This window comes from Pacificibacter marinus, from assembly GCF_018860665.1.
Classification (GTDB): domain Bacteria; phylum Pseudomonadota; class Alphaproteobacteria; order Rhodobacterales; family Rhodobacteraceae; genus Celeribacter; species Celeribacter marinus_A.
On record NZ_JAHKPK010000014.1, the window covers coordinates 98,914 to 120,933 of the forward strand.

Annotated in this window: 18 protein-coding genes; 8 read left to right on the forward strand and 10 right to left on the reverse strand. The window is 53.4% G+C overall.

Annotated features, from left to right (window positions below; translation table 11 throughout):
• Positions 1–21: 21 nt before the first annotated feature.
• On the reverse strand, positions 22–2,250 hold the full coding sequence (locus KO497_RS03105; protein WP_215942498.1) for a glycosyltransferase family 2 protein: 2,229 nt from the start codon (positions 2,248–2,250) through the stop codon (positions 22–24).
• Complete coding sequence (locus KO497_RS03110; protein WP_354668079.1) at positions 2,243–3,250, reverse strand: glycosyltransferase family 2 protein; 1,008 nt, start codon at positions 3,248–3,250, stop codon at positions 2,243–2,245. The genes KO497_RS03105 and KO497_RS03110 overlap by 8 nt, the downstream gene beginning before the upstream one ends.
• A 241-nt stretch (positions 3,251–3,491) precedes the next feature.
• On the opposite strand from KO497_RS03110, the gene KO497_RS03115 reads away from it, so the two are divergent.
• The 5 genes from KO497_RS03115 to aroQ all read left to right on the forward strand — a co-directional run bounded on the left by KO497_RS03115 (position 3,492) and on the right by aroQ (position 7,427).
• A complete protein-coding gene (locus KO497_RS03115) occupies positions 3,492–4,520 on the forward strand; it encodes a hypothetical protein (RefSeq protein WP_252729486.1) in 1,029 nt (342 codons plus the stop codon).
• Between the two features lie 111 nt (positions 4,521–4,631).
• Complete coding sequence (locus KO497_RS03120) at positions 4,632–5,300, forward strand: sulfotransferase family 2 domain-containing protein (RefSeq protein WP_215942499.1); 669 nt, start codon at positions 4,632–4,634, stop codon at positions 5,298–5,300.
• The gene (locus KO497_RS03125) at positions 5,300–6,205 is read left to right on the forward strand and encodes a phosphoadenosine phosphosulfate reductase (protein WP_215942500.1); all 906 of its coding nucleotides are present in this window, start codon (positions 5,300–5,302) and stop codon (positions 6,203–6,205) included. Before KO497_RS03120 ends, KO497_RS03125 begins: the two co-directional genes overlap by 1 nt.
• A gap of 30 nt (positions 6,206–6,235) precedes the next feature.
• Positions 6,236–6,943, forward strand: a complete 708-nt coding sequence (locus KO497_RS03130) for a GntR family transcriptional regulator (protein ID WP_215942501.1) — start codon at positions 6,236–6,238, stop codon at positions 6,941–6,943.
• 46 nt (positions 6,944–6,989) lie between these two features.
• Complete coding sequence (aroQ, locus tag KO497_RS03135; protein ID WP_215942502.1) at positions 6,990–7,427, forward strand: type II 3-dehydroquinate dehydratase; 438 nt, start codon at positions 6,990–6,992, stop codon at positions 7,425–7,427.
• A 10-nt stretch (positions 7,428–7,437) separates the two neighbouring features.
• On the opposite strand, the gene KO497_RS03140 is transcribed toward aroQ, so the two are convergent.
• Positions 7,438–8,502, reverse strand: coding sequence for an AbrB family transcriptional regulator (locus KO497_RS03140; protein WP_354668080.1), 1,065 nt, complete (start codon positions 8,500–8,502; stop codon positions 7,438–7,440).
• A gap of 246 nt (positions 8,503–8,748) precedes the next feature.
• On the opposite strand from KO497_RS03140, the gene nadA reads away from it, so the two are divergent.
• Genes nadA through nadC form a run of 3 tightly spaced genes read left to right on the forward strand, consistent with a single transcriptional unit; the run spans position 8,749 to position 12,229 of the window.
• Positions 8,749–9,798 (forward strand): quinolinate synthase NadA, encoded by a 1,050-nt coding sequence (nadA, locus tag KO497_RS03145; RefSeq protein ID WP_215942503.1) that lies wholly within the window; start codon positions 8,749–8,751, stop codon positions 9,796–9,798.
• A gap of 8 nt (positions 9,799–9,806) precedes the next feature.
• Entirely contained in the window at positions 9,807–11,384 is a 1,578-nt protein-coding gene (locus KO497_RS03150; RefSeq protein WP_215942504.1) for an L-aspartate oxidase, read from the forward strand.
• The gene (gene nadC, locus KO497_RS03155) at positions 11,381–12,229 is read left to right on the forward strand and encodes a carboxylating nicotinate-nucleotide diphosphorylase (protein WP_215942505.1); all 849 of its coding nucleotides are present in this window, start codon (positions 11,381–11,383) and stop codon (positions 12,227–12,229) included. The genes KO497_RS03150 and nadC overlap by 4 nt, the downstream gene beginning before the upstream one ends.
• A gap of 134 nt (positions 12,230–12,363) precedes the next feature.
• On the opposite strand, the gene KO497_RS03160 is transcribed toward nadC, so the two are convergent.
• From KO497_RS03160 to KO497_RS03190, 7 genes are all read right to left on the reverse strand, one after another.
• Positions 12,364–13,431 carry a BMP family ABC transporter substrate-binding protein gene (locus KO497_RS03160; protein WP_215942506.1) on the reverse strand — a complete coding sequence of 356 codons (1,068 nt, stop codon included), beginning with the start codon at positions 13,429–13,431 and terminating at the stop codon, positions 12,364–12,366.
• Positions 13,432–13,507: 76 nt separating this feature from the next.
• On the reverse strand, positions 13,508–14,617 hold the full coding sequence (locus KO497_RS03165; protein WP_215942507.1) for an ABC transporter permease: 1,110 nt from the start codon (positions 14,615–14,617) through the stop codon (positions 13,508–13,510).
• Positions 14,617–15,702 (reverse strand): ABC transporter permease, encoded by a 1,086-nt coding sequence (locus KO497_RS03170; protein ID WP_215942508.1) that lies wholly within the window; start codon positions 15,700–15,702, stop codon positions 14,617–14,619. The genes KO497_RS03165 and KO497_RS03170 overlap by 1 nt, the downstream gene beginning before the upstream one ends.
• Entirely contained in the window at positions 15,699–17,231 is a 1,533-nt protein-coding gene (locus KO497_RS03175; RefSeq protein ID WP_215942509.1) for an ABC transporter ATP-binding protein, read from the reverse strand. The genes KO497_RS03170 and KO497_RS03175 overlap by 4 nt, the downstream gene beginning before the upstream one ends.
• A complete protein-coding gene (gene xdhC, locus KO497_RS03180) occupies positions 17,232–18,161 on the reverse strand; it encodes a xanthine dehydrogenase accessory protein XdhC (protein WP_215942510.1) in 930 nt (309 codons plus the stop codon). It lies immediately after the preceding gene.
• Positions 18,158–20,446, reverse strand: coding sequence for a xanthine dehydrogenase molybdopterin binding subunit (xdhB, locus tag KO497_RS03185; RefSeq protein ID WP_215942511.1), 2,289 nt, complete (start codon positions 20,444–20,446; stop codon positions 18,158–18,160). Before xdhB ends, xdhC begins: the two co-directional genes overlap by 4 nt.
• Complete coding sequence (locus KO497_RS03190; protein WP_215942512.1) at positions 20,443–21,807, reverse strand: xanthine dehydrogenase small subunit; 1,365 nt, start codon at positions 21,805–21,807, stop codon at positions 20,443–20,445. Before KO497_RS03190 ends, xdhB begins: the two co-directional genes overlap by 4 nt.
• Positions 21,808–22,020: the final 213 nt, after the last annotated feature.

Sequence of the window (22,020 nt, forward strand, 5' to 3'; positions counted from 1 at the left end):
AAGCGTTTTTGCGCATCTTTTTTAATGCGCTGTTTCACCACGCTCAACCGTGAAGAAGAATTTTTCGTCATGATCTGCCTGAACGACATCATCCGGCACACTTTCTGGTCCCATTAAAAAGATGTTCGCGCCGAAATGATGATGCATGCGGGCCAGTTTTTCCATGCGCTCACCCGTCAGCTCGTCGTAAAATTTCGAATAGTTTTCGGTCGCACGCAATGCGTCAATCTTTTCACGGTGCGCCGTGACGCATGCCTCATGCTGGGCGCGAATGTCAGGGTCGGCCAGCATTTTGTCGTATTCAACTTGCAACTTGGGGATCATGCGCTGGATCGACCGTTCTTCGACGTAGTTGTTATTCATACGAAACCAATAGGCGAGGCCTTGGTCGCGGTCGACGTGGTTCACACGGCCTCGATCGCGTTTGACCAAAAAGCTCTCAGCTGAGCGCACGGCGTAGTGGTTGAGTTGGACCATATCATAGCCGTAAGTGTCTGCGTTCGAGCGCCATGCGTTGCGATATTCTTCGCGTGGCATGGGCTTGCCTGAGCCATTATACCACCGGATTTTGTCCCAGATTTGTGGTTTTAATCCTTTGGGGCGGTGCACGCCGAGCTTTTTGAACAAGCCGACATTTTTGAACAGGGTTTTAAAACCCCATGCTTGGTGTGGCTTGTTGGCAAATTCGGGCGCGCAACTGGTGAACTGATCCAGCAAAAATGCGTCTTCATATTCATGCACATCGTTGTTGCCAAACAGGCGCCATGTACATGAAATCAGGTTCGCATCGGGCAGGGCGTCGAATAAGGCAGGCAGGGTGCCATCGCCGATTTTGATGTCGATAAACTCATCCACATCCATGGAAATCGCCCAGTCGGATTTTTTATAGACGTCTTCTTTTTCCGCCTGTTGTAACGCGTGATGTTGTGGCTTGAGGCCCGTGCCATGAAACGCGTTGTCGCGGTGTTGCAAAAAACCCTTTTCCTGTAGCAATTCCAACAGGGTATCCGTTCCGTCCGTGCAGTCATTGGTGTAGACTAAAAATCCTGTCACCCCGATGGCACGGTGATAGGCGATCCATTCCAAGATGAACGGTCCTTCGTTTTTCATGCAGGTCACGATGGCCACTGAATTGTCGCCCTTCGGCGGCTTGGCAACGTCTTCTTTTGGCATTGAGACGGGCTTGTAACCCCATTCTTTGTCGGCCATCTCGATCAATTGAGGGTTTTCAATCAAAGAGGCTTTGGGAACAATTTTAGACACTGTTTTGGCCACATGACGCAGACCCATGTAGCGGAAAAACGGATAGCCCACTTTGGCGTCAGCGCCACCGATGCGGATGAGGCGAAACACTGCGTTGTCGGGCAGTTTGGCGGGGACAGCACACCAGCGTCCACGTTTCTTTTTCGCGTCAAACTGGACGCAGATGTGATCAGCGAAGCGTATAGCGTCATGGTCACGCGCGCGCCAAGGATAGCACTGATGACCCACCAGTTGCACCACACCGTTTTCGGCCGTCTGCGCCAGATCAAACACCGTTGTATTGCCGCTGCGCGGGATCAGATCGTAAACTTCGATGTTGGCGACAGCGCGCGCTGTTTCCAAATATCTGCGCCGCAGTATTTCGTAGATCAAGACATCGGCCAATGGCGACGACCATGGTTCTGGATCCGGGATGGCCATGCGGTCTTTTCCGGGCGCGCCTGGGGTGGCGAAGGGATGGTTTTCTGAGGGGGATTTGCGATTGCCCAAGGGGACTGTGCACTCCACGACAAGTACACGTAAATCTGCTTGCATCGCAGCCAAACCGACCTCAAGCCCCCCATAAAAATCGGGATCACTGTTCGGAGCTGCTCTGTTTAAAATCACCGCCCCAGTCAGGCCTTGGTGTTTGACGTGAAAGGCCAACCATTCCAGTACGACCTCAGCAGTCTCGCCATTGCGTGTCGCTAAAGCCACATCGCGTCCTGCCATCAGCTCGGGTTGTGCTGGCGCAGGCGTGATCTTGCGAGGAGTTCCAGCCAAAATCGCCGTGATGGTATCTGATTTTGGCGTGCCGACGATCCATGGCGCATTGCCGACAGATCGAAATTCGCCGTCGTCAAAGATATCTGTCGCAACAGGTTTGGGCAAAAGGCTTGTGTGGTCAAAGAACAGTTCAGCTTTGCCATTGGGCGCGGCGATTGCGTCCAAGAGAGTGATGTTCTCAAAGACCTGCGCTTCGATACACTGCGTGATAAGTTCAGCCATTTTGGTCCTCAGAAACAAGAGATTTAAGTCGTGAAATATGAGCAGAAAGTTGCATCTGTGTTGGCGGCGTCGAGCCTGCCAGCAATTCAAGTTGCCACATGAATTCTATGACGGGGCGTTTGGATACAAGCGACGCGAGGGCTGCGCGGTGGTGCGCAACACTTGCGGCGTGTAACGGATCAAACTGAGCGAGTGCGTCACGTGCGGCTTGTGCGGCCGCCTGCATCGGCGCGATGCGCAGGTCTTCAACAGTGTTGAAATTGCGCTCGGCCCAATAGCCCGCAGCTATGGGTTTATCCATATGATTGGGCAGGCCGCGTGCGGATTTCAGCACAAATTCTTCGACAGAGCGGATCGAATAATGATTGAGCCACGCCCGCTCGCCTTGATGTGGAACGCCATATAGGTTGATGCGCGATTGCTGTGCGGCGAATTCTGGCGGCAAGCGCTTGCCTGACGCCGTCGACCACTGCGCGTCTTTGCCTTTGGGGCGATGAATGCCCAATTCGCGAAAGGCCTGCGGTCTGTGCAGTGTTTTGAAAAAATGCGCCAAAGGCAGGTTGATGCCATCAGGGGCTGCACGCGTGAACCGCGTCGTCACAGGTTGATCGATATAAGTGCTTTGGCCTGAGTGGCCGAATAAATGCCAGCGCAGGGGGACGGCATCGGCAGTCCCGATCAGCTGATCTATCTGCAAGCCATCTAAAACGAGGTATTCGTCTACGTCAAAGAACAAGGCTATATCCGCAGATTTATACCGATCATGTCGGGTCAAAAGCTTTACAGCTTGCCATTGGATCGACGCGTCGCCTTCGGGGTCAAACGGAACATGGGTCACAAGACCAGTCGCCTGTAGCGCGTTCAGAAGCGCGTCAGTGCCGTCCGTGCAATCGTGTGAAGCAATGAGGAAGTGATCGAAACCCACCGCTTGGTGATGAGCAATCCAATCCAAAAGCCAAGGCCCCTCGTTGCGGATACAGGTGATCCCAACTGTGCTCACGTCAAACCTACCTTTGGCCAAAAGCTCACCCGTGGCCCCTTAAGAGGGCTGGTGGTGGATAATGATTGAATACTTGCTCTTGATCAGGCTTTTTGCCCGAAATATTTACAAAATCATTTCATGCCCCCCCTGTGAAGTCAAGGCAACGCCTCTTGTCTTGTGGGCTTCGCTTTGCGCAAATATATATGTTCTTGTTGGCATTTTTGTGCAATAAGACGAAAACATTATGAGGCAAATGAACATGACAGTTTCATCGCATGCGCAAGGCGCAAAACTTCCAGTCATCGGTGCGCTTTGGATGGAAGGCAAGCTAAGTTTTTTAGAACAGCTTTGTTTGAAATCTTTTCTGGATGCCGGTCATAAGGTTGTTCTTTACCATTACGGTCCGCTCGAAAATGTGCCCGAAGGAATCGAGCTTGGCGATGCCAATGAGTTCCTGCCGCAATCCAATTTCTTGACGCATGAACGCACCGGCAGCCCCGCCCTGCACTCAGATCTTTTTCGTTACAAAATGCTTGAGAAAAGCGACAACGTTATTTGGGCCGATACCGACGCCTATTGTATGCGCCCGTTTGTAACCGAAACCGGCCATTTTCACGGCTGGGAGTCTGGTTCTCATATCAACGGCGGTGTGCTTGGCTTGCCGAAAGATAGTGATACGCTCAAAGAGCTTTTGGCGTTTACCTCTGATGAATTTTCCATCCCGACTTATTACGGTGATGAATATACGAAAGAGCTGGAAGAGAAAAAAGCTGCAGGCACGCCTGTGCATGCATCTGAGCAGCCATGGGGCGTTTGGGGGCCGCATGCTGTGACGCATTTCTTGCATAAAACAGGCGAAAGCAAGCATTCCTTTGCGCAAGATGTTCTATATCCATTCACGTTCAAAGACCGCAGAATGATGTTGAAACGCAACTTTGACGTATCGCCTTATGTGACAGAAAACACCATGTCTGTGCATCTTTACGGCCGCCGGATGCGTAAGCGTTTGGTCGAACGTGAAGGCGGTGCGCCACACCCCAAAAGTCTGCTGGGCAGCTTGTTGATTAAACACGGTATCGACCCGGAAAAAGCACCCCTTCCGCCACGCCAAGTGCAAGACGTGCCCGAGTTGCATGACGCCGAGTTTCAGGCCCAAATCGGCCTTGAAGGCTTGAAGGAAAGTTTAAACTTTGGACAAATCGCGAAGAAATACTCTGTCGAGCGCCGTTTTGTTCGCCAGTGTCGTGATAAAATCAGAGATAACGCAGCATCCTTGTTTAAGGAATAAATGAAAATGTCTGTTTTTGATGAGATGTTGAGGAATTATCCTCATCGGCGTCATTTTCTACAGACGATCAATCTTCCGACGCAAACCCCAAAGGGCGGCGATTTTTTATATATGAAAAATCATAAAGCTGCTTGCACGACTGTCCTTGCGACCTTGATGCATAATCTTGAACGGGCTCAAGGGGGAAGCGTGACTTTGTCGATGGACGCAGTGCACGCCCCCTCTAAGTCGTTGTTGCTCACGGGGGCGCGCGGACTATCTGAGGCGCGCGTCATTGCAGCTGTCAATGATCCGAAGGTTTTTAAGTTTACAGTGGTGCGTGATCCTGTTTCGCGCACCGTTTCGGCTTATGCAGATAAAGTGCTAGGTGGCCAAAGCCAAAAGACGCGTTTGATGACCTATCTGGGCAGACCACATGACAGTAACATTACGCTAAAACAGTTCATTGCTCTGCTTGCGAATGATGAGGGCGCCCGTGAGCTGGATCGTCATTGGCGCTCGCAGCGAAAAGAAATTTCATATGATCAAATTGACTTTGATTACATCGGAACTGTCGACACACTTAAACAATCGATGGATCATATTGTGAAACGTATTTTCGGGATAGAAGCACTTGGAAATAGCGTAGATACAGGCGGTGATTTTGGCCGCAGAACGGAATTACAAAAGATGTTAGAGACGTTGAGTGCGAGAGATATCAAAAACCTTGAAATGGCGTTCGAGCCAGATTTTGAAATGTATGAAATGGTAAACCAAACATTTGCAAAGGCCCTGATGTGATGGATGCTGAGACCACTCATACCAAATCAGATTGGCGCCAATCCCTGCGTGCAATAGGGGATGCGCGCGGTTTTTACGAAGAGCTTGGGCCCAAGCACACGGCCCTTTACGTTGAAAACGGCGATACCCTTATTGTTACGTTTGAAAATCTCGACCATGTATTCGAGAACAGCGATGAAAAAATGCCATGGGGGTTTGATTTCGTCGAGAAGCGCGGTTGGTCCATGCTTGGTATGATGGCCCATGATTGGACATGGTACCGTGATGAGGCTGTCTATGAGTTCTTCGACCGTTTGCGTGATGAAGGTTTTTTTGATGGCTTCAAGCGCGTGGTGTTCTACGGCGCCTCAATGGGCGGATATGCGGCCGCAGCATTTTCGGCGGCCTGCCCAGGGGCAACGGTGGTCGTGATTTCCCCGCAGGCCACATTGTCTCGTGAAGATGCCAGTTGGGAAACACGTTACCGCAAAGCATGGAAACGCGACTTTTCGACCCGCTATGGCTTTGCGCCCGCGATGACGGGAACGGCTGAAAAGGTGTTCTTATTCTATGACCCCCTTTCGCCGCTGGATGCCATGCATGCGGCCCTGTTCAGAGGGAAAAATGTTGTTAAGTTTAAGTGTCGTTATTTTGGGCATCGCATCGCGTCGATGTGGACGCGCATCGGCGTTTTAAAACCGATTGTTGAGCAATCCATTGCAGGGACATTGACGGAACCAGATTTTTACAAAATGCTACGTGGACGACGCGAAGATACACGGTTCCAACGCGAGATGCTTGAGCGGCTTGAAAAAAAAGGGCGTCCTTGGCTTATCGCAACCTATTGTGAGGCCGTTCTTGCGCGGCGTGGCGGGCCTAAGTTTCGAAAGGCGATGAGGGTGGCGCATAAAAAAATGAGTGGCTGATAAAGTCACTTGGTGTGAAATGGGTGAGTGGTGCTAGACAATTACAAAGCGTATATTCGGCGCAATCCTGACGCGCCAGATGTCAAAACAACCCGCGCCAGTATTTTGACGGCGCGACTTCGAGCTGCCATTTTACGCGGAGATCTCAAACCTGGTCAAAAGGTCAATTTGGATCGATTGCGTGAAGAGTATAATGTTTCTTTGTCACCGTTGCGTGAAGCCATTTCACGCCTATCCATCGATGGTTTGGTCCATACCCAAGATCAGCGTGGCTCGACAATCGCGCCGCTAACCCTTTGTGAATTGTCAGAAATCGGGCGATTGCGCCGTGAAGTCGATGTGCTTGCACTGCGTACTGCAATGGCGCGTGGAGGGACAGCATGGCGTTCAGAGTTGCGGGCGACAGCTGTTGAACTGCATACCGCATCACAATCCACGGAGGCAGACCATTTCGACGAAATCTGGTCTATCGCCCATACGGATTTCCACAAAGCGCTGGTCAACGGCAGTCATATGCCAATGCTGATTGCCTTTTGTATGAATTTGCATGACCTACACGATCGATATCGACGCCAGCTGTCGCCGCCGATCAGATCCTACAGCGACCTGTGGCGCGAACATGCAGAAATCGCGTCTTGTATCCTGAACGGAGACACTGATGTGGCGGCTCTTGCACTGCAAAGGCATTTCGATAAAGAAATAGCATCTCTTGCCGAACAGCTTGAAAGCGCGGCATAAAGAGTGCGGCTATAATCGGCACGACATTTTTAAAAGGGCTATCCAAATGACCAAAAAGATTTTCATCCTGAATGGGCCAAATCTAAATCTTTTGGGCAAACGCCAACCTGAAATTTACGGTCATGATACGCTTGAGGATGTCGCGACCAACTGCGCCGCCTTGGGGGCTGAGCTTGGTCTGGAAATCGATTTGAAACAATCGAATTTTGAAGGCGGTATCGTTGAAATGATCCACGACGCGCGCGAACAGGCCGCGGGCATTATCATCAATCCGGGTGCTTACACACATACATCCGTCGCGATTTTGGATGCGCTCAACACATTTGATGGTCCTGTTTTTGAAGTGCATATTTCGAACGTGCACAAACGCGAATCCTTTCGCCATCATTCCTATGTCTCACTGCGTGCTGACGGGGTGATGGCTGGATTTGGTGTTCAGGGCTATGAGTTAGCTCTGCGCCGCATGGCTGTCGTGCTGGGCTGATAGTATTGCCTTAGCGTGTCAGGCGCATCGCAAGCCCAGACAAAATGCTCGGGGCAATCGCGATCAATATGACAATGCGTGCCAGATGGTGCAGGGCGATATAGGCGACATCACCGTTCATCGCGATGGCGACCAATGACATCTCGGTCAGGCCGCCCGGCGCATAGGCCAGCAAAACCTGTTGGGTCGTTTGGCCAAACATGCTGTGTAATGCGACAGCAAACCCCAAAGACATAGCCAGCATCACAGTTGTGGCGATAGCACTCAGCACCAGTGTTTCGACGATGAGCTTTGAAGGTGCCCCCATAAAACGACAGCCCATCATTGTGCCCAAAATGATTTGCGAACAGATCACCAAAATGGGGGGCGGCGCTGAGTGTGAAATTCCTGTCATATGTGCGATAGCGGATAAAATCAGAGGGCCTAAAAGTGGCGCTGCAGGCAATTTCAAAGCTTTGCCCAATATCCAGCCGAGCACGGCGCAGCTTAGTAGAATGGCCCCAGCTTTAAAATCAAACGCAACCTCTGTCCCGCTGTTTACGGCTGCGCTGGCCACGTCATAGCCTAAAACAAGTCGAAAGTAGACAGCGATGAAGGACACCGTGACGACTATACGCGCGGCGTGTGACAAGATGATCCGCTTTTCATCGCCTCCAAGTTCGCCACCTATAATGGTCATTTCGTTCAAACCGCCTGGCATGGCAGAGAAAAACGCGGTCACAGGATCAAGTCGCCCGATTTTGATGTAAAGCGGGACCACCACTGCGGCAGCAACGGCGATGTAAATGATCAAGCCGATCAGCGAGAACGCCCATTCTTGCAAATGCGAAAAGGTCTGCGTGTCAAAGCCCGCGCCCAACATGACACCAATCACAGGCATGACGTAGGGACGCAAAGCGCCAGGTCCGTGCAAGGGCACTTTCGCGATGACGGCCAAAAAACTGGCGAACATCGCCCCCAGCATCCATGGCAAAGGCAGGCCCATAAGCGAAAACCCAAGGCCACCCGTCATGCCAATGACCAAAGCCAATGCAATTGGGGCTGTTTTAGGGGGCAGAGTGTGGTTGAGTTTCACATTGGGACCGGATGTTGTTTTTGAGATGTTTATACGCCTGCGCGTTGGAAATGCGAGTTAAAACCCCCTTTTGTATCAGTGGATGCGCTGGGTGGTTGGTGAGTATTCTGGGTGAGAGAGCACAAATACGACCAGCTGAGAGCTAAATTTTGTGGGGCATCTTGCGTAATGCGTCCTTTTATTTGTGGTTATTAACGTAAAAAACCATTATTTGACCACAACCTGTCCTCAACGGAGACTGTTTCAGTGCTCGATATTACTCATGTCAAAACTGTTCTTGCGGATCACTATGACCTTGCGCCTTCGCCAGAATTGGCCGCAAGCATGCAAGATATCTATGACAAAATGTCCCGTGTTGTGTCGCCCGTCGATTGGGCCATTTACGCCCCATACGTCAAAGCGATCAATGAGTTAAAGGTCAAACGCAACGCGGTGATCTTGGGCCACAACTACATGACACCTGAAATTTTTCACGGCGTGTCTGACTTTGTGGGCGACAGCTTACAGCTTGCGATCAAAGCCACCGAAGTTGAAGCTGACGTGATCGTGCAGGCTGGCGTGCACTTTATGGCCGAAACTTCAAAAATTCTCAGCCCTGACAAAATCGTGCTGATGCCTGACATGGAGGCTGGGTGTTCCTTGGCCGAAAGCATCACGGCAGAGGGTGTTGAACAGATGCGCGCCAAATACCCCGGTGCACCTGTGGTGTCTTATGTGAACACCACCGCCGAAGTGAAGGCCGCCTCTGACATTTGTTGTACCTCGTCCAACGCGGTGCAAATCGTTGATGCGATGGAAAGTGATACGGTCATCATGACCCCCGATCAATTCCTTGCGCAGAACGTGGCAAACCTGTCCAAGAAAAAGGTCGTCTTCTGGGAAGGCTCGTGCATCGTGCATGAATTGTACAAAGCCGAAGACCTGCGTGCCTACCGCGAAAATGACCCTGAAATGAAAATCATTGCGCACCCTGAGTGTACGCCTGAAGTGGTCGCCGAAGCTGATTTCACCGGTTCCACCAGCGGTATCATCAAGTGGGTCCATGACAATAAGCCTGCCAAGGCGATGTTGATCACGGAATGCTCTATGGCGTCTAACATTTCCGATGAGCTGCCAGAGGTCGAATTCGCCAAGCCCTGTAACGCCTGTCCGTTCATGAAAAAAATCACGCTAGAGAAGATTTTATACGCGCTGCACACGATGGAAGGTCAGGTCGAGATCGATCCAGATATGGCCGAGAAAGCCAAGCTGTCTGTGACGCGGATGATTGATTTGTCTCGCAAGCTGGGTCTGTGAGCCTCGCCATGAAAGAGATCACAACGGATCGAATCGTCATTGTTGGCGCGGGTCTTGGCGCTCTTTATGCAGCTTTGAAATTGGCGCCACGGCCCGTTGTGATGATTTCCCCCGAAGTCTTGGGCGAGGGCGCAAGCTCTGCTTGGGCGCAAGGCGGCGTTGCAGCGGCGATGGATCCTTTGGATGACCCCAAAAACCACGCCGCCGATACTGTGAAAGCTGGCGCAGGGACCGTAGATGCGGATGTGGCTGATCTGGTGACACGCCACGCGCGCGACTATATTTTGGACCTCACCCGCATGGGCGCGCCCTTTGATCGTACAGCTGATGGCGGCTATGTCATGTCGCGCGAGGCAGCCCATAGTTTTGCCCGCGTCGTGCGGGTCAAAGGCGACCAAGCGGGCGCCGAGATTATGAAGGCCCTGATCGAACAGGTGCGCGAGACGCCATCCATTCAAGTGCTGGAGGGCACGATGGCAACGGGTCTGGACACCGAAGGCGGCAAGGTGACAGGCATCGCGATTCAAGATTCTGCCACTGGGCGCTCTGCGCCGGTCATGTTGCGTGGGGCAGCTTATCTTTTGGCGGGCGGTGGCTCTGGTGGGCTCTACGCGATCACCACCAATCCGCCGCGCATTCGCGGGCAAGTGATTGGCATGGCGGCGCGTGCGGGCGCTGAAATCACCGATGCTGAATTTGTGCAATTCCATCCAACAGCGATGGATGTGGGCGAAGATCCCGCGCCTTTGGCGACCGAAGCCCTGCGCGGCGAAGGCGCTATTTTGATCAACAAAGACGGTGTGCGGTTCATGCAAGCCGTGCACCCCGATGCAGAACTTGCGCCACGCGATGTTGTGGCGCGGGCGATTTTCTCGCAATGGCAAGCGGGCATGCGTCCTATGTTGGACACGCGTGACGTTTTGGGCGAGCGGATCAAAACGCAGTTTCCCGCCGTGGCTGAAGCCTGCGCACGCAATGGTATTGACCCTGCGCTTGAGCCCATTCCCGTGGCCGCCGCTGCACATTACCACATGGGCGGTATCGCCACCGATACCGATGGGCGCGCCAGCCTTGAGGGCCTGTGGGTTTGTGGTGAAGCGTCGTCAACGGGGTTGCATGGGGCGAACCGTTTGGCCTCTAACGGCTTGCTTGAAGCCTTGGTTTACGCGCGCATTTGTGCCGACGATATCATCGCTGCGGTACCTGTATCAAAGAACGCTGCTATCGATACGCCGCTGGACATTCAGTTTGAACAGGGCGGCGTTGCCCCTGATCCTGACGCAGTCATGAGCCTGCGCCAAACAATGACCTCGCTGGTTGGCGTTGTGCGTGATGAAGCGGGACTAAAAGAAGCTTTGCGCAAAATTGACGCGCTTGAGGCAGCTCATTCTGATAGCCCCTCGTTCATGAACATGTGCGCCACGGCCACATTGATTGCGGGCTGTGCGCTGTTGCGTCGGGAAAGTCGCGGGGCGCATGAGCGTTCTGATTTCCCTGATACGGATGCGGGCGAGGGCCTTCGCTCCAAGGCTCAATTGACAGATATGCTCGCGTTGCGGGCCAAGATTGCTAAGGACACAGTATGAGTTTTTCCACCGTTCCCGATCTCGTGCTTGAACCGATGGTGCGCAGTGCTTTGCTTGAAGATCTGGGGTCTTACGGCGATGTCACCACCCGCGCGGTGATCCCTGCCAGCACGCAATATGATGCGCGCATCAATGCCCGCGAAGACGCGGTTGTCTCAGGCATGCAGGTGGCCGCTTTGGCGTTTCGCTTGGTCGATCCAAGCCTTGAGATTGGGGTGCATATCGCCGATGGGCAGGCTTGCACAAAGGGCGACACTTTGATGACGATCAAGGGTGCTGCAGCCTCGATCCTGTCGGGTGAACGCGTGGCGTTGAATTACGCGGGGCGGCTTACAGGAATCGCGACCAAAACCGCAGGCTTTGTGGCCGAGGCCAAAGGCACCAAAGCCCGCATCACCTGTACACGCAAAACCACGCCGAACATGCGCTTGGTCGAAAAACTGGCGGTGCTGCACGGGGGCGGGTTCAATCACCGCTATTCCCTGTCTGACGCCATCTTGATCAAAGACAACCATATCGCCGCCGCCGGTGGGGTGCGCAACGTTTTGGAAGCCTCTAAAGCCCATGCCAGCCACATGATGGCCGTTGAAATCGAAGTGGACCGCTTGGATCAATTGGCGCAAGTGCTAGAGGTCGGCGGCGCAAGCGTTGTGTTGCTTGATAATATGGACAACGACACCCTGCGCGAAGCTGTGGCGATGGTTGCAGGCCGGATGCTGACCGAGGCCAGCGGCAATGTTACCCTTGATCGTATCGCGTCAATTGCGGCGACTGGGGTGGATTACATTTCCTCTGGCGCGCTCACGCATTCTGCGCGCACGGTTGATCTTGGGCTCGACTTCTAATCCGCACGTTAAGACATCATCAGCCTTAACAATACGCCATGGAAGCTGCGGTACTGACGTAAGTGAGCGCTGCGATAAAAAAGGCCCACCAAAAAGGTGGGCCAAATTAATTTCAGCGTTTAAATAAACCGAAATTATTGCGGAACTTCGCCTGTTAGACCTTCAACATAGAAGTTCATTCCAGCCAATGTGCCGTCATCGGCCACTTCGCCCTCAGCCAAGAACGGCGTGCCGTCTTGTTTGTTCAAGGGGCCAGTGAAGGGGTGATAAGTGCCTGCAACGATTGCGTCTTTCAAAGCCAAGGCTTCGGCTTTCACGTCGGCTGGAACCGCGTCAGTGATTTCGCCGATGCCTACCATGCCAGTTGAGATGCCGTCCCAAGTGTTCACTGTTTCCCAAGTGCCATCCATGACCGCTTGTGTGCGTTCGATGTAATAGGGCGCCCAGTTGTCGATGATGGACGAGACGCGTGGTGCTGGTGCAAAATCATACATGTCAGAAGCTTGGCCAAAACCAATAGCGCCAGCTTCTTTGGCGGCGGCCAATGGCGCTGTTGAATCTGTATGTTGCAAGATCACGTCTGCGCCTTGTTCAAGCAAAGCTTTGGCTGCGTCTGCTTCCTTGGCTGGGTTCATCCATTCGTAGATCCAGATAACTTTAAATTCGACATCAGGATTTACTTTTTTCGCGTGAATGAAGGCAGAGTTGATACCGCGGACAACTTCTGGGATTGGAACAGAACCGATATACCCAATGATGTTGGATTTGGTCATGCGGCCCGCAATAGTCCCTTGGATTGCACGGCCTTCATAAAAGCGTGCCGAATAAGTGGCGACATTTTCGGCAGATTTATAGCCAGTTGCGTGCTCAAATTTTACGTCTGGGAATTTGGCCGCAACGTTAAGTGTCGGATCCATAAAGCCGAAAGACGTCGTGAAAATGATGTCTGTGCCAGTGAGCGCCATTTGCGTCATCACGCGTTCTGCATCTGGGCCTTCGGGCACATTTTCTACGAACACAGTTTCGACTTTGTCGCCGAAGTGTTTTTCAAGTTCTAAGCGCCCATGATCGTGACCCTGTGTCCAGCCGCCGTCATTGATTGGGCCGACGTAAACGAAACCCACTTTGGTTTTGTCGTCTGCAAAAGCAGCACCAGCAAGGCCGACGGCCAAAGCGGTGGTCGCGAGAATTTTTTTGAACATACGTTCTCTCCCAGATTTTTGGGGACTGATGCCCCATTTAAAATGCGAGCCTTGCGGCTCATTTAAGTCCCAGACCTTAGTGGGCCTGAAATATTTTACCCAGCATAGCAGGCCCGTTTGAGGCCCCTTTGCTGCGGGCAGAAATCACCACCAAAACAACAATCGTCGCCACAAAAGGCGCAGACGACAGCAGCAATAGATCAAGACCAGACGCATAGTTGGTCAGAACGCCGATCAATAACAGCACAAGCCCTGTGCCGATGAATTGCGCAAATGTCTTGAGAGTTGGTTTAACATCCAAGGTTTTTTTCCACGAGCCTGCCGCTACGGCAATCGCAAGAAATATCACGCCGGACAGCATTACCAAATAGGGCAGCACCAACAACAAAGGCACGTTTGCCGCTTGCAAGTTCAACTGCAAAGCCGTCAACCCGCCGAATAGGTAAGCGCCAAACAAAACGCGCCCTGGTTTCCATGAGGCAAAGACAACAATCGCCAGCGCGATCCAGCCAATGCCAGCGGTGATTCCGTCCGTCCATTGTGGCACGCGGATCAGCGAAATATAGGCCCCGCCTAATCCTGCCAAAGCGCCACCAAATCCAATCGCCATGACGCGGACCAAGCGTACTTTGTACCCCAAGGCATGGGCCGCATCGTGGTTTTCGCCCACTGCACGTAAAATCAATCCGCCACGGGTGAATTTTAAAAACGCCCAGATGGCGATGGTGAGCAGGATCGAAATATAGACCATCGCGTCATGCTGAAACATTGCGGGTCCAAAAAACGGGATATGTTCCAGAACAGGGATCGCCATCTTGGCGACAGCGGGCGGGCTTTCACCCACATATGGCTGTCCTATAAAGGACGCGAGGCCCACGCCCACGAGTGTCAAAGCCAAGCCGCTTGGCACTTGGGTTGCGTATAAAAACTGGGTCAAAAGCGCAAACAGCATTGAGAGCAGCGCGCCGCCCACGGCTGCGCCAATAAACCCCATGACGGCCGATCCGCTTTCCACTGCGACAGCAAAGCCGCAGATTGCACCGATGATCATCATGCCTTCAACACCGAGGTTCAGCACGCCCGCGCGTTCGGTGATCATTTCGCCCAAGGCCGCTAATAAAATTGGCGTTGAGGCGACCATCAAAGACGCGAAAAATGCGACCAGTGAGATTGATCCGAGATCCATTACACGGCCTCCTTTTTGCGCCAAACGACTTTGTAGTTCACGAAAATATCCATGGCCAATAGGGTCATCAACAACATCCCTTGGAACACTTGAATCGAGGCTGAGGGCAGCGAGAGCATGAACTGTGCCAGCTCACCACCGATGAATGTCAGCGCCAGAAGCAGCCCCGCCAACAAAATGCCAATCGGGTTGAGACGCCCTAAAAAGGCAACGATGATCGCGGTGAAACCGTAGCCCGTGTTGAATGATGTGGTGATTTGACCTGCCGGCCCCGTGACCTCAAACAGTCCTGCAAGCCCTGCCAAAGCGCCGGATGTGCCAAGGCAAAAGATGATCAGCCGATTGGCGTTGATGCCAGCAAACCCCGCGGCGCGCGTGCTTTCGCCGGTGACGCGAATTTGGAACCCAAGCATGTGCTTGCTGAGCAAAACATAGGCGGCAACAACGGCAGCAAAAGCGGCCATCACGCCCCAATGCGCCCCCGTGCCTGCGATCAATTCGGGATTGGCTGATGATGCATATTGCGCCAAATTGCGTGATCCGGGAAAGCCGTTGCCTTCGGGGTTGCGCAACGCGCCAAGCGACACAGAGATCATGATTTGCTCGGCGAAATAGACCAGCATCAGCGAGACCAGAATTTCTGGCGCGTTGAATTTTGTCTTGCACAACGCAGGGATTAACCCCCAAAGAAAACCGCCCAAAGCCCCCGCGATGACCATCAACGGAAAGATGTACCAAGCCTCCATGGGGTAAAACGCAAGGCCCACAGAGGCACCGGTGATCGCGCCAATGATATATTGGCCTTCCGCGCCGATGTTCCAGATGCCCGCCTTGAACCCAAGGGACAATCCGATGGCGATTAATATCAGCGGGGCCGCTTTGACGAGTAATTGTGGGCGCGAATAGGCCGCAAAATCAGGGTTAAATAGCGGGTCCCAAAAAATTGTGCGGATCGCCACAAATGGGTCTTTGCCCATGGCCGCAAACAACAGCCCGCCCAAAATCATCGTGACGATCACGGCCAAAATTGGCGTTGCGACAACCCATGTTTTGGAAGGTTGCGGGCGTTTGACCAAAGAAATCATGCAGGCACTCCTTCAGTCGTCTGTGTGTTGCTTGCGGTGTCACTGCCACCCATCATCAGGCCAATTTCGTCGATGCTCAACCCTTTGGCGGCACGTGGCGTGCTCAGGCGGCCTTCGTTGAGCGCTGCGAAATGGTCGGATATTTCCATGAGCTCATCCAAATCTTGCGAAATACAAATGACAGCCGCGCCACCTGCTGCCAAATCCAGCAACGCTTGGCGAATACTAGCCGCAGCCGAGGCATCGACGCCCCAAGTCGGTTGGTTAACCACAAGCACTTTGGGATCTTGCATCACCTCGCGGCCAATGACGAATTTTTGCAAGTTGCCGCCCGACAAAGATCGCGCCGCCGCCGTGGCACTTGGGGTGCGCACATCAAAAGTTGCGATGATGTCGTTGGCGAAGTTTTCGGTCTTGGTCCAATTGATAAAGCTGTTTTTGCTCAGGTCTTTGCGAATGATCGCCGTGAGCGCTGTGTTCTCGATCAAGCTCATATTAGGGGCGGCAGCGTGGCCCAAACGTTCTTCGGGCGCAGCCAAAAGCCCAAGGGCACGGCGCGCATTTGGACCAAGCTTGCTGATCTCTTTGCCTTCAAGCGTCACGGTCCCTGTTTGGGCCCGCGCTTCACCTGACAGCACAGACAAGAGTTCGTCTTGACCATTGCCCGCCACGCCGCCGATGCCCAAAACTTCGCCTGCGTGCACAGTCAATGACAGGTTTTTCAACCGCGTGCCAAAGGGGTTTTTGGGGGCATAGTTCAAGTCTTTGATCGCGAGCAGTTCGGCGCCGCTGGTCTTGGCGTCGCGGGTCGGAATATGTAGTGTTTCGCCGACCATCAATTCGGCCATGTCGCGCGCACTGGTGGTGCGTGGATCACAGGTGCCGACGACTTTTCCCAATCGCAAAATGGTGGCGCCGTCACAGAGACTGCGAATTTCTTCGAGCTTATGCGAAATGTATAGGATCGAAGTGCCTTCAGATTGCAATTGGCGCAGGGTTTTGAACAGGATCTCAACCTCTTGCGGGGTCAGCACCGATGTCGGTTCATCCATGATCAACAGCTTGGGGTCTTGCAAAAGACAGCGAATAATTTCGACGCGCTGACGTTCGCCTGCGGACAGATCGCCCACGGTACGATCAGGGTCCAGCGGCAGGCCGTAAGCCTGTGATACATCGCGGATCGATTTGGCCAAGTCTTTCATCTTGGGTGGATTTTCCATCCCAAGAGCGACATTTTCGGCGACGTTCAAGGCCTCAAACAGTGAGAAGTGTTGAAACACCATCGCAACGCCCGCAGCGCGTGCGGCTTGAGGCGATGTGGGCACATAGGTTTCACCATGCAGCGTCATCGTGCCGCTGTCAGGTTTCGTCAGACCATAAATCATCTTGACCAAAGTGGACTTTCCCGCGCCATTTTCGCCCAAAAGCGCATGGACTTCACCTTTGGCAATCGAGAACCCGACATCATCATTGGCGATTACACCAGGGTAGGCTTTGGTCAGCCCTTGCAGTTTAAGAAGTTCCGTCACTTAGGCGCCCCCAGCATGTGTTTTCAGTGTCTCGATCTGCTCATTCATTGAGATTAGGCTTGCAGCAACCCCAACCGCAATGGCCTGTGGGTGTTTACCAAGCTTTGGTTGCCCAATTGGGCAGCATATGCGGTCTATTTGAGCGGCTGTGTGGCCCAAATCCGCAAGACGCGACCGAAAACGCGCCCATTTCGTATCTGACCCGATCAGGCCAGCAAAAACAAAAGGGTGCGATAAAATTTGGTGGCACAACTCTAAGTCGAGCGCATGAGAATAGGTCAGCACCAAATGTTCTGCGTCACTGGGCGCATGGGCGACCAAATGGGCCGGATTGGTTGCGATAAGCTGCTCTGTGCGTGCAGGTAAAACATCAGGAAAGCGATCCGCATGAGTGTCTATCCATGTCACCGAAAATTGCGGCAGGGGGGCCAAAACACTTGCAATAGCACGTCCCACATGACCCGCACCCCACAGCCAAATGGGGCGCGTGAGCGGGCTGACGGGCTCGATCATCCAGTCTTGGATCAAGCGCGGTGATACGATCCCCTCGCGACGGACCCCTTTGAGTGCCTTTTGCACAGCCATAGGCATTATATTTGGCCCGCGCGCATAAACGTCAGTTGGAATATCATCGGCTGTTTCGAACACTTCGGTCAGCAGCGTGACAGCACCGCCGCAACATTGGCCCATACTTGGACCCAGCGGAATGCGTTGCAGGCGTGGCGCTGAAAACGCTGATTTCATTGCCTCAAATTCCAAGGTGCCGCCGCCAATCGTGCCCGATTGTTCAAGCCCATTTGGGCCTTTCCACACAAGCATCGAAGCGCTAACTTCACGCGGTGCTGACCCTTTTACATCCGCCACAACGATGCGTGCGACCGGTCCGTGTGCGGCGATGGCCCGCTCTAATGAGTGTCGATCAAAGCTCATGCGCGGGCTCGCGAAATGGCGTTCAACAGTTCTTCTGGAGTGGCGGGGGCGTTGAGGGCAGGGTAGGACGGCCCACAAGAACTGACTGCGTTTGAGAGTGCCAAAAGTGCTGAAATTCCAAGATTAAACGGGGGCTCGCCCACGGCTTTGGACCGATAGACTGTTTTCTCAGGGTTGGGAGCATCCCAAAGCCTGACGTTGAACACATCTGGTGCATCGGACGCCGTTGGGATTTTATAGGTCGAGGGCGCATGTGTGCGCAGACGACCCGATGCGTCCCACACCAGTTCTTCGGTGGTCAGCCAGCCTGCGCCTTGCACATATCCGCCCTCGATCTGGCCGATGTCCAAAATTGGGTTCAATGAGGCGCCTGCATCGTGCAAAATATCCGTGCGCAAAATACGGTTTTCGCCGGTTAAGGTATCAAGAACAACCTCGGTCACGGCCATGCCATAAGCGAAATAATAGAATGGGCGGCCCGTGCCTTTGATCCGATCCCATACGATATCTGGCGTCTTGTAAAATCCGGTAGACGACAGGCTGATCCGGTTTTGATAGGCAAGTTGTGCTGCATCACTAAAAGTCAAACTATGCTCACCTGCCGTGACCATATTTGCGGCAAAGGTCACTGTATCGACGCCGTAGTAGTCTTTTAGAAACTCTGACATGCGCGTGCGGATTGTGGTGCAAGCAGCCTTCACCGCCATGCCGTTGAGGTCCGCCCCCGATGAGGCCGCTGTGGCGGACGTATTGGGCACCTTGGCTGTATCTGTCGCAGTGATTTTGATCGCGTCCATGCTGACGCCAAACTCACTGGCCGCGACTTGCGCGACCTTTTGGAACAGGCCTTGGCCCATTTCTGTGCCGCCATGATTGAGCTGGATCGAGCCGTCTTGATAGATATGCACCAAAGCGCCGGCTTGGTTCAGATGGGTGAGCGTGAATGAGATGCCAAATTTGATGGGAGAAATCCCGATGCCTTTTTTCAAGATTGGATTTGCATCATTCCAAGCGCGGACCGCATCGCGGCGCGCCTTATAGTTTGCATCTGCTAAAAGCTTGGCGGACAGGGCGTGCATGATCCCATCGGTGACAGGCATACCATATGGCGTGGTTTGCCCGCTCTGCGGCTCGTCGCCCATATCGGCATAGTAATTGACGCGGCGCACTTCGGCAGGATCAAGGGCCAAGTCGGCTGCGATATGATCCATGACACGTTCGATTCCCAACACGCCCTGCGGTCCGCCAAACCCGCGATAGGCGGTGGCGCTTTGGGTGTTGGTGCGCAAGCGGTGGCTCTCAATGCGCGCATGTTCTAACAGATACGCATTATCAGCGTGCAGCATCGCGCGATCGGCCACTGGAATGCTAAGATCGATCGACCAGCCACAGCGCGTCATTTGCACAAATTCGATCCCTGCGATTTTCCCCGTGTCGTCATAGCCGACAGTATAGGAAATGCGAAAATCGTGACGTTTGCCGGTGACCATCATATCGTCATCGCGGTCATAGCGCATTTTACAGGGCTGTCCGGTGTCGCGCGCTGCTATCGCGCAAGCAATCGCCAACCAGTTGCCTTGGCTTTCTTTGCCGCCAAATCCCCCCCCCATACGACGGGTTTCAACGCGCACAGCATGCATCGGAATATGCAGAGCATGGGCGACTTTGTGTTGAATTTCCGTCGGGTGCTGAGTTGACGAATTCACCAGCATATCGCCGCCCTCAAGGGGTGTGACCAAAGCCACTTGTCCTTCAAGATAAAAATGTTCCTGCCCGCCCATATCAATTTGGCCGCGTGTCACATGTGCAGCGGTGTCAATTGCTTTGGCCGGATCGCCTTTTGTATAAATCCGTGGACCTTCTTCAAAACGAGCGTTGGCGGCCATCGCGTCTTCATAGCTGAAGATTGCGGGCTTTTCGTCATAGGTAATGTCACCCAAACGCGCCGCTTTGCGGGCGGCCAAATGCGATGTGGCCACAACCAAGAACACAGGTTGCCCAAGAAAATGCACTGTGCCTGTCGATAGCAAGGGTTCGTCTTCCAGCGGGGTTGGCGAACAGTCAGGCACGTGATCAAAATCATCCGCCGCATAGACCGCGACCACACCATCAGCACTGCGCACGGCGTCCAAATCCATCGCTGTGATATCGCCATGGGCCACGTCGGATAGACCAAAGGCCAGATGCAATGTGCCGTTTGGCGTGGGAATGTCATCGATATAGCGCGCTTGACCCGTGACGTGCAGGCGGGCGGAATCATGGGGAAGGGGCTTGCCAACACTCACAACGCGTCTCCCCGTACATCCAGAACTGATACGTTATGGCCTTTAGACTCGGCAAAGACGCGTTTTAACATGTTTTGCGCTGTTGTTTGGCGGTATGTGGCCGAGGCGCGCATGTCCGTCATCGGTTGATAATCTTGATCGAAGGCAGGCAAGGCGGCATCAATCGTCGTGTTTGTCCAAGGCTTGCCGATAAGTGCCGCCTCAACACAGGTCGCGCGTTTGGGCGTGCCTGCCATGCCGCCAAAGGCGATGCAGGCGTTGGTGACAGTACCATCTGTGACGGTGATATTGAATGCGCCGCAAACGGCGGAAATGTCTTGATCAAAGCGTTTGGACAATTTGTAGACACGCAGATCAGTCAAGCCAGCTTTGGGCACTGTGATATGAGTTACAAACTCAGAGGCGGCACGGTCTTGTTTGCCGTATTCAATAAAGAAATCTTCCAGCGCAATCGTGCGACTGTCTTCACCGCAGCGCAGCGTGATGGTCGCTCCCAAAGCGATCAGCGGCGGTGGGCTGTCACCGATGGGCGATCCGTTGGCGATATTACCGCCAAGGGTCGCTGCCGCGCGCACTTGTTTCGATGAAAACCGGCGGAACATTTCAGATAAGGAGGGGCAAGATTGCGCGAAAAGCGGTCCTAAGTCTGCGATTGGGGTCATGGCGCCAATCACATAGGACTCGGGTGTTTCAGTGATCCCCTTGAGGTCACGCACGCCGCCGAGAAAAATCACGTCGTCTAAGTTGCGTAATTGCTTCGTCACCCATAGGCCCACGTCTGTCGCGCCTGCAATCAAGGTCGCGTTGGGATGCATCGCGTAAACTGCGGCCAATTCGTCAACAGATTCGGGCCGTTCGGCCAAAGCAGGAACATCAAACGGGACAGGCTGAGGTTTCGGGGCAGGAGCGATCTGTGCCGCTTTCTCAGCCGCGCGCAAAATGGGCGCATAGCCTGTGCAACGACACAAGTTTCCTGCCAAAGCATCCTCAATATCCGTGTCCCCCGCAGCGTGCGCCGCAGCCAAAGACATGACGATACCGGGGGTGCAAAAACCGCATTGTGACCCGTGCTCATCAATCATCGCTTGTTGCACTGGATGCAATGCGCCTTTGGGGGCAAGCCCTTCGACCGTTGTGATGGATTTGCCGTGCAGTTGCGGCATAAGCAAAATACAGGCGTTCAGGGCCTTTGGTCCGGCTTCATCTTCCACAATCACCGTACAGGCCCCGCAGTCGCCCTCGTTACAGCCTTCTTTGGTGCCTGTCAGTTTGCGCGTTTCGCGCAAATAGTCCAGCAATGTGTCCGTCGCGTTTTGCGATGTGGTCACACGTGTTCCGTTGAGGTTGAAAGTGATCTCCATGTGGTCGACCTGCCGCTTTCTTTTGATATGAAGCGCATCCGATGCGGCGGAAAATGCGGCTCTTTTGTACAGCAAACGTGCGCTTTGGTCTTTTTGCAAGGGATTCGGTTAAACATTTCGCTCAATGATTGTCCTTTTGGTCAAATAATGAGCGAAATTGCAGAATGTCACGAGAGTGATTTTACACTTGGCCCCGCCTGCCTGCTTCATGTA

What these genes read in the sequence shown, in the direction of transcription:
- KO497_RS03105 (WP_215942498.1), bottom strand. Translation starts at nt 2,250, where the DNA reads ATGGCTGAACTTATCACGCAGTGTATCGAAGCGCAGGTCTTTGAGAAC.
- KO497_RS03115 (WP_252729486.1), top strand. Translation starts at nt 3,492, where the DNA reads ATGACAGTTTCATCGCATGCGCAAGGCGCAAAACTTCCAGTCATCGGT.
- KO497_RS03120 (WP_215942499.1), top strand. Translation starts at nt 4,632, where the DNA reads ATGAAAAATCATAAAGCTGCTTGCACGACTGTCCTTGCGACCTTGATG.
- KO497_RS03125 (WP_215942500.1), top strand. Translation starts at nt 5,300, where the DNA reads ATGGATGCTGAGACCACTCATACCAAATCAGATTGGCGCCAATCCCTG.
- aroQ (WP_215942502.1), top strand. Translation starts at nt 6,990, where the DNA reads ATGACCAAAAAGATTTTCATCCTGAATGGGCCAAATCTAAATCTTTTG.
- KO497_RS03150 (WP_215942504.1), top strand. Translation starts at nt 9,807, where the DNA reads ATGAAAGAGATCACAACGGATCGAATCGTCATTGTTGGCGCGGGTCTT.
- nadC (WP_215942505.1), top strand. Translation starts at nt 11,381, where the DNA reads ATGAGTTTTTCCACCGTTCCCGATCTCGTGCTTGAACCGATGGTGCGC.
- KO497_RS03160 (WP_215942506.1), bottom strand. Translation starts at nt 13,431, where the DNA reads ATGTTCAAAAAAATTCTCGCGACCACCGCTTTGGCCGTCGGCCTTGCT.
- KO497_RS03165 (WP_215942507.1), bottom strand. Translation starts at nt 14,617, where the DNA reads ATGGATCTCGGATCAATCTCACTGGTCGCATTTTTCGCGTCTTTGATG.
- KO497_RS03170 (WP_215942508.1), bottom strand. Translation starts at nt 15,702, where the DNA reads ATGATTTCTTTGGTCAAACGCCCGCAACCTTCCAAAACATGGGTTGTC.
- xdhC (WP_215942510.1), bottom strand. Translation starts at nt 18,161, where the DNA reads ATGAGCTTTGATCGACACTCATTAGAGCGGGCCATCGCCGCACACGGA.
- KO497_RS03190 (WP_215942512.1), bottom strand. Translation starts at nt 21,807, where the DNA reads ATGGAGATCACTTTCAACCTCAACGGAACACGTGTGACCACATCGCAA.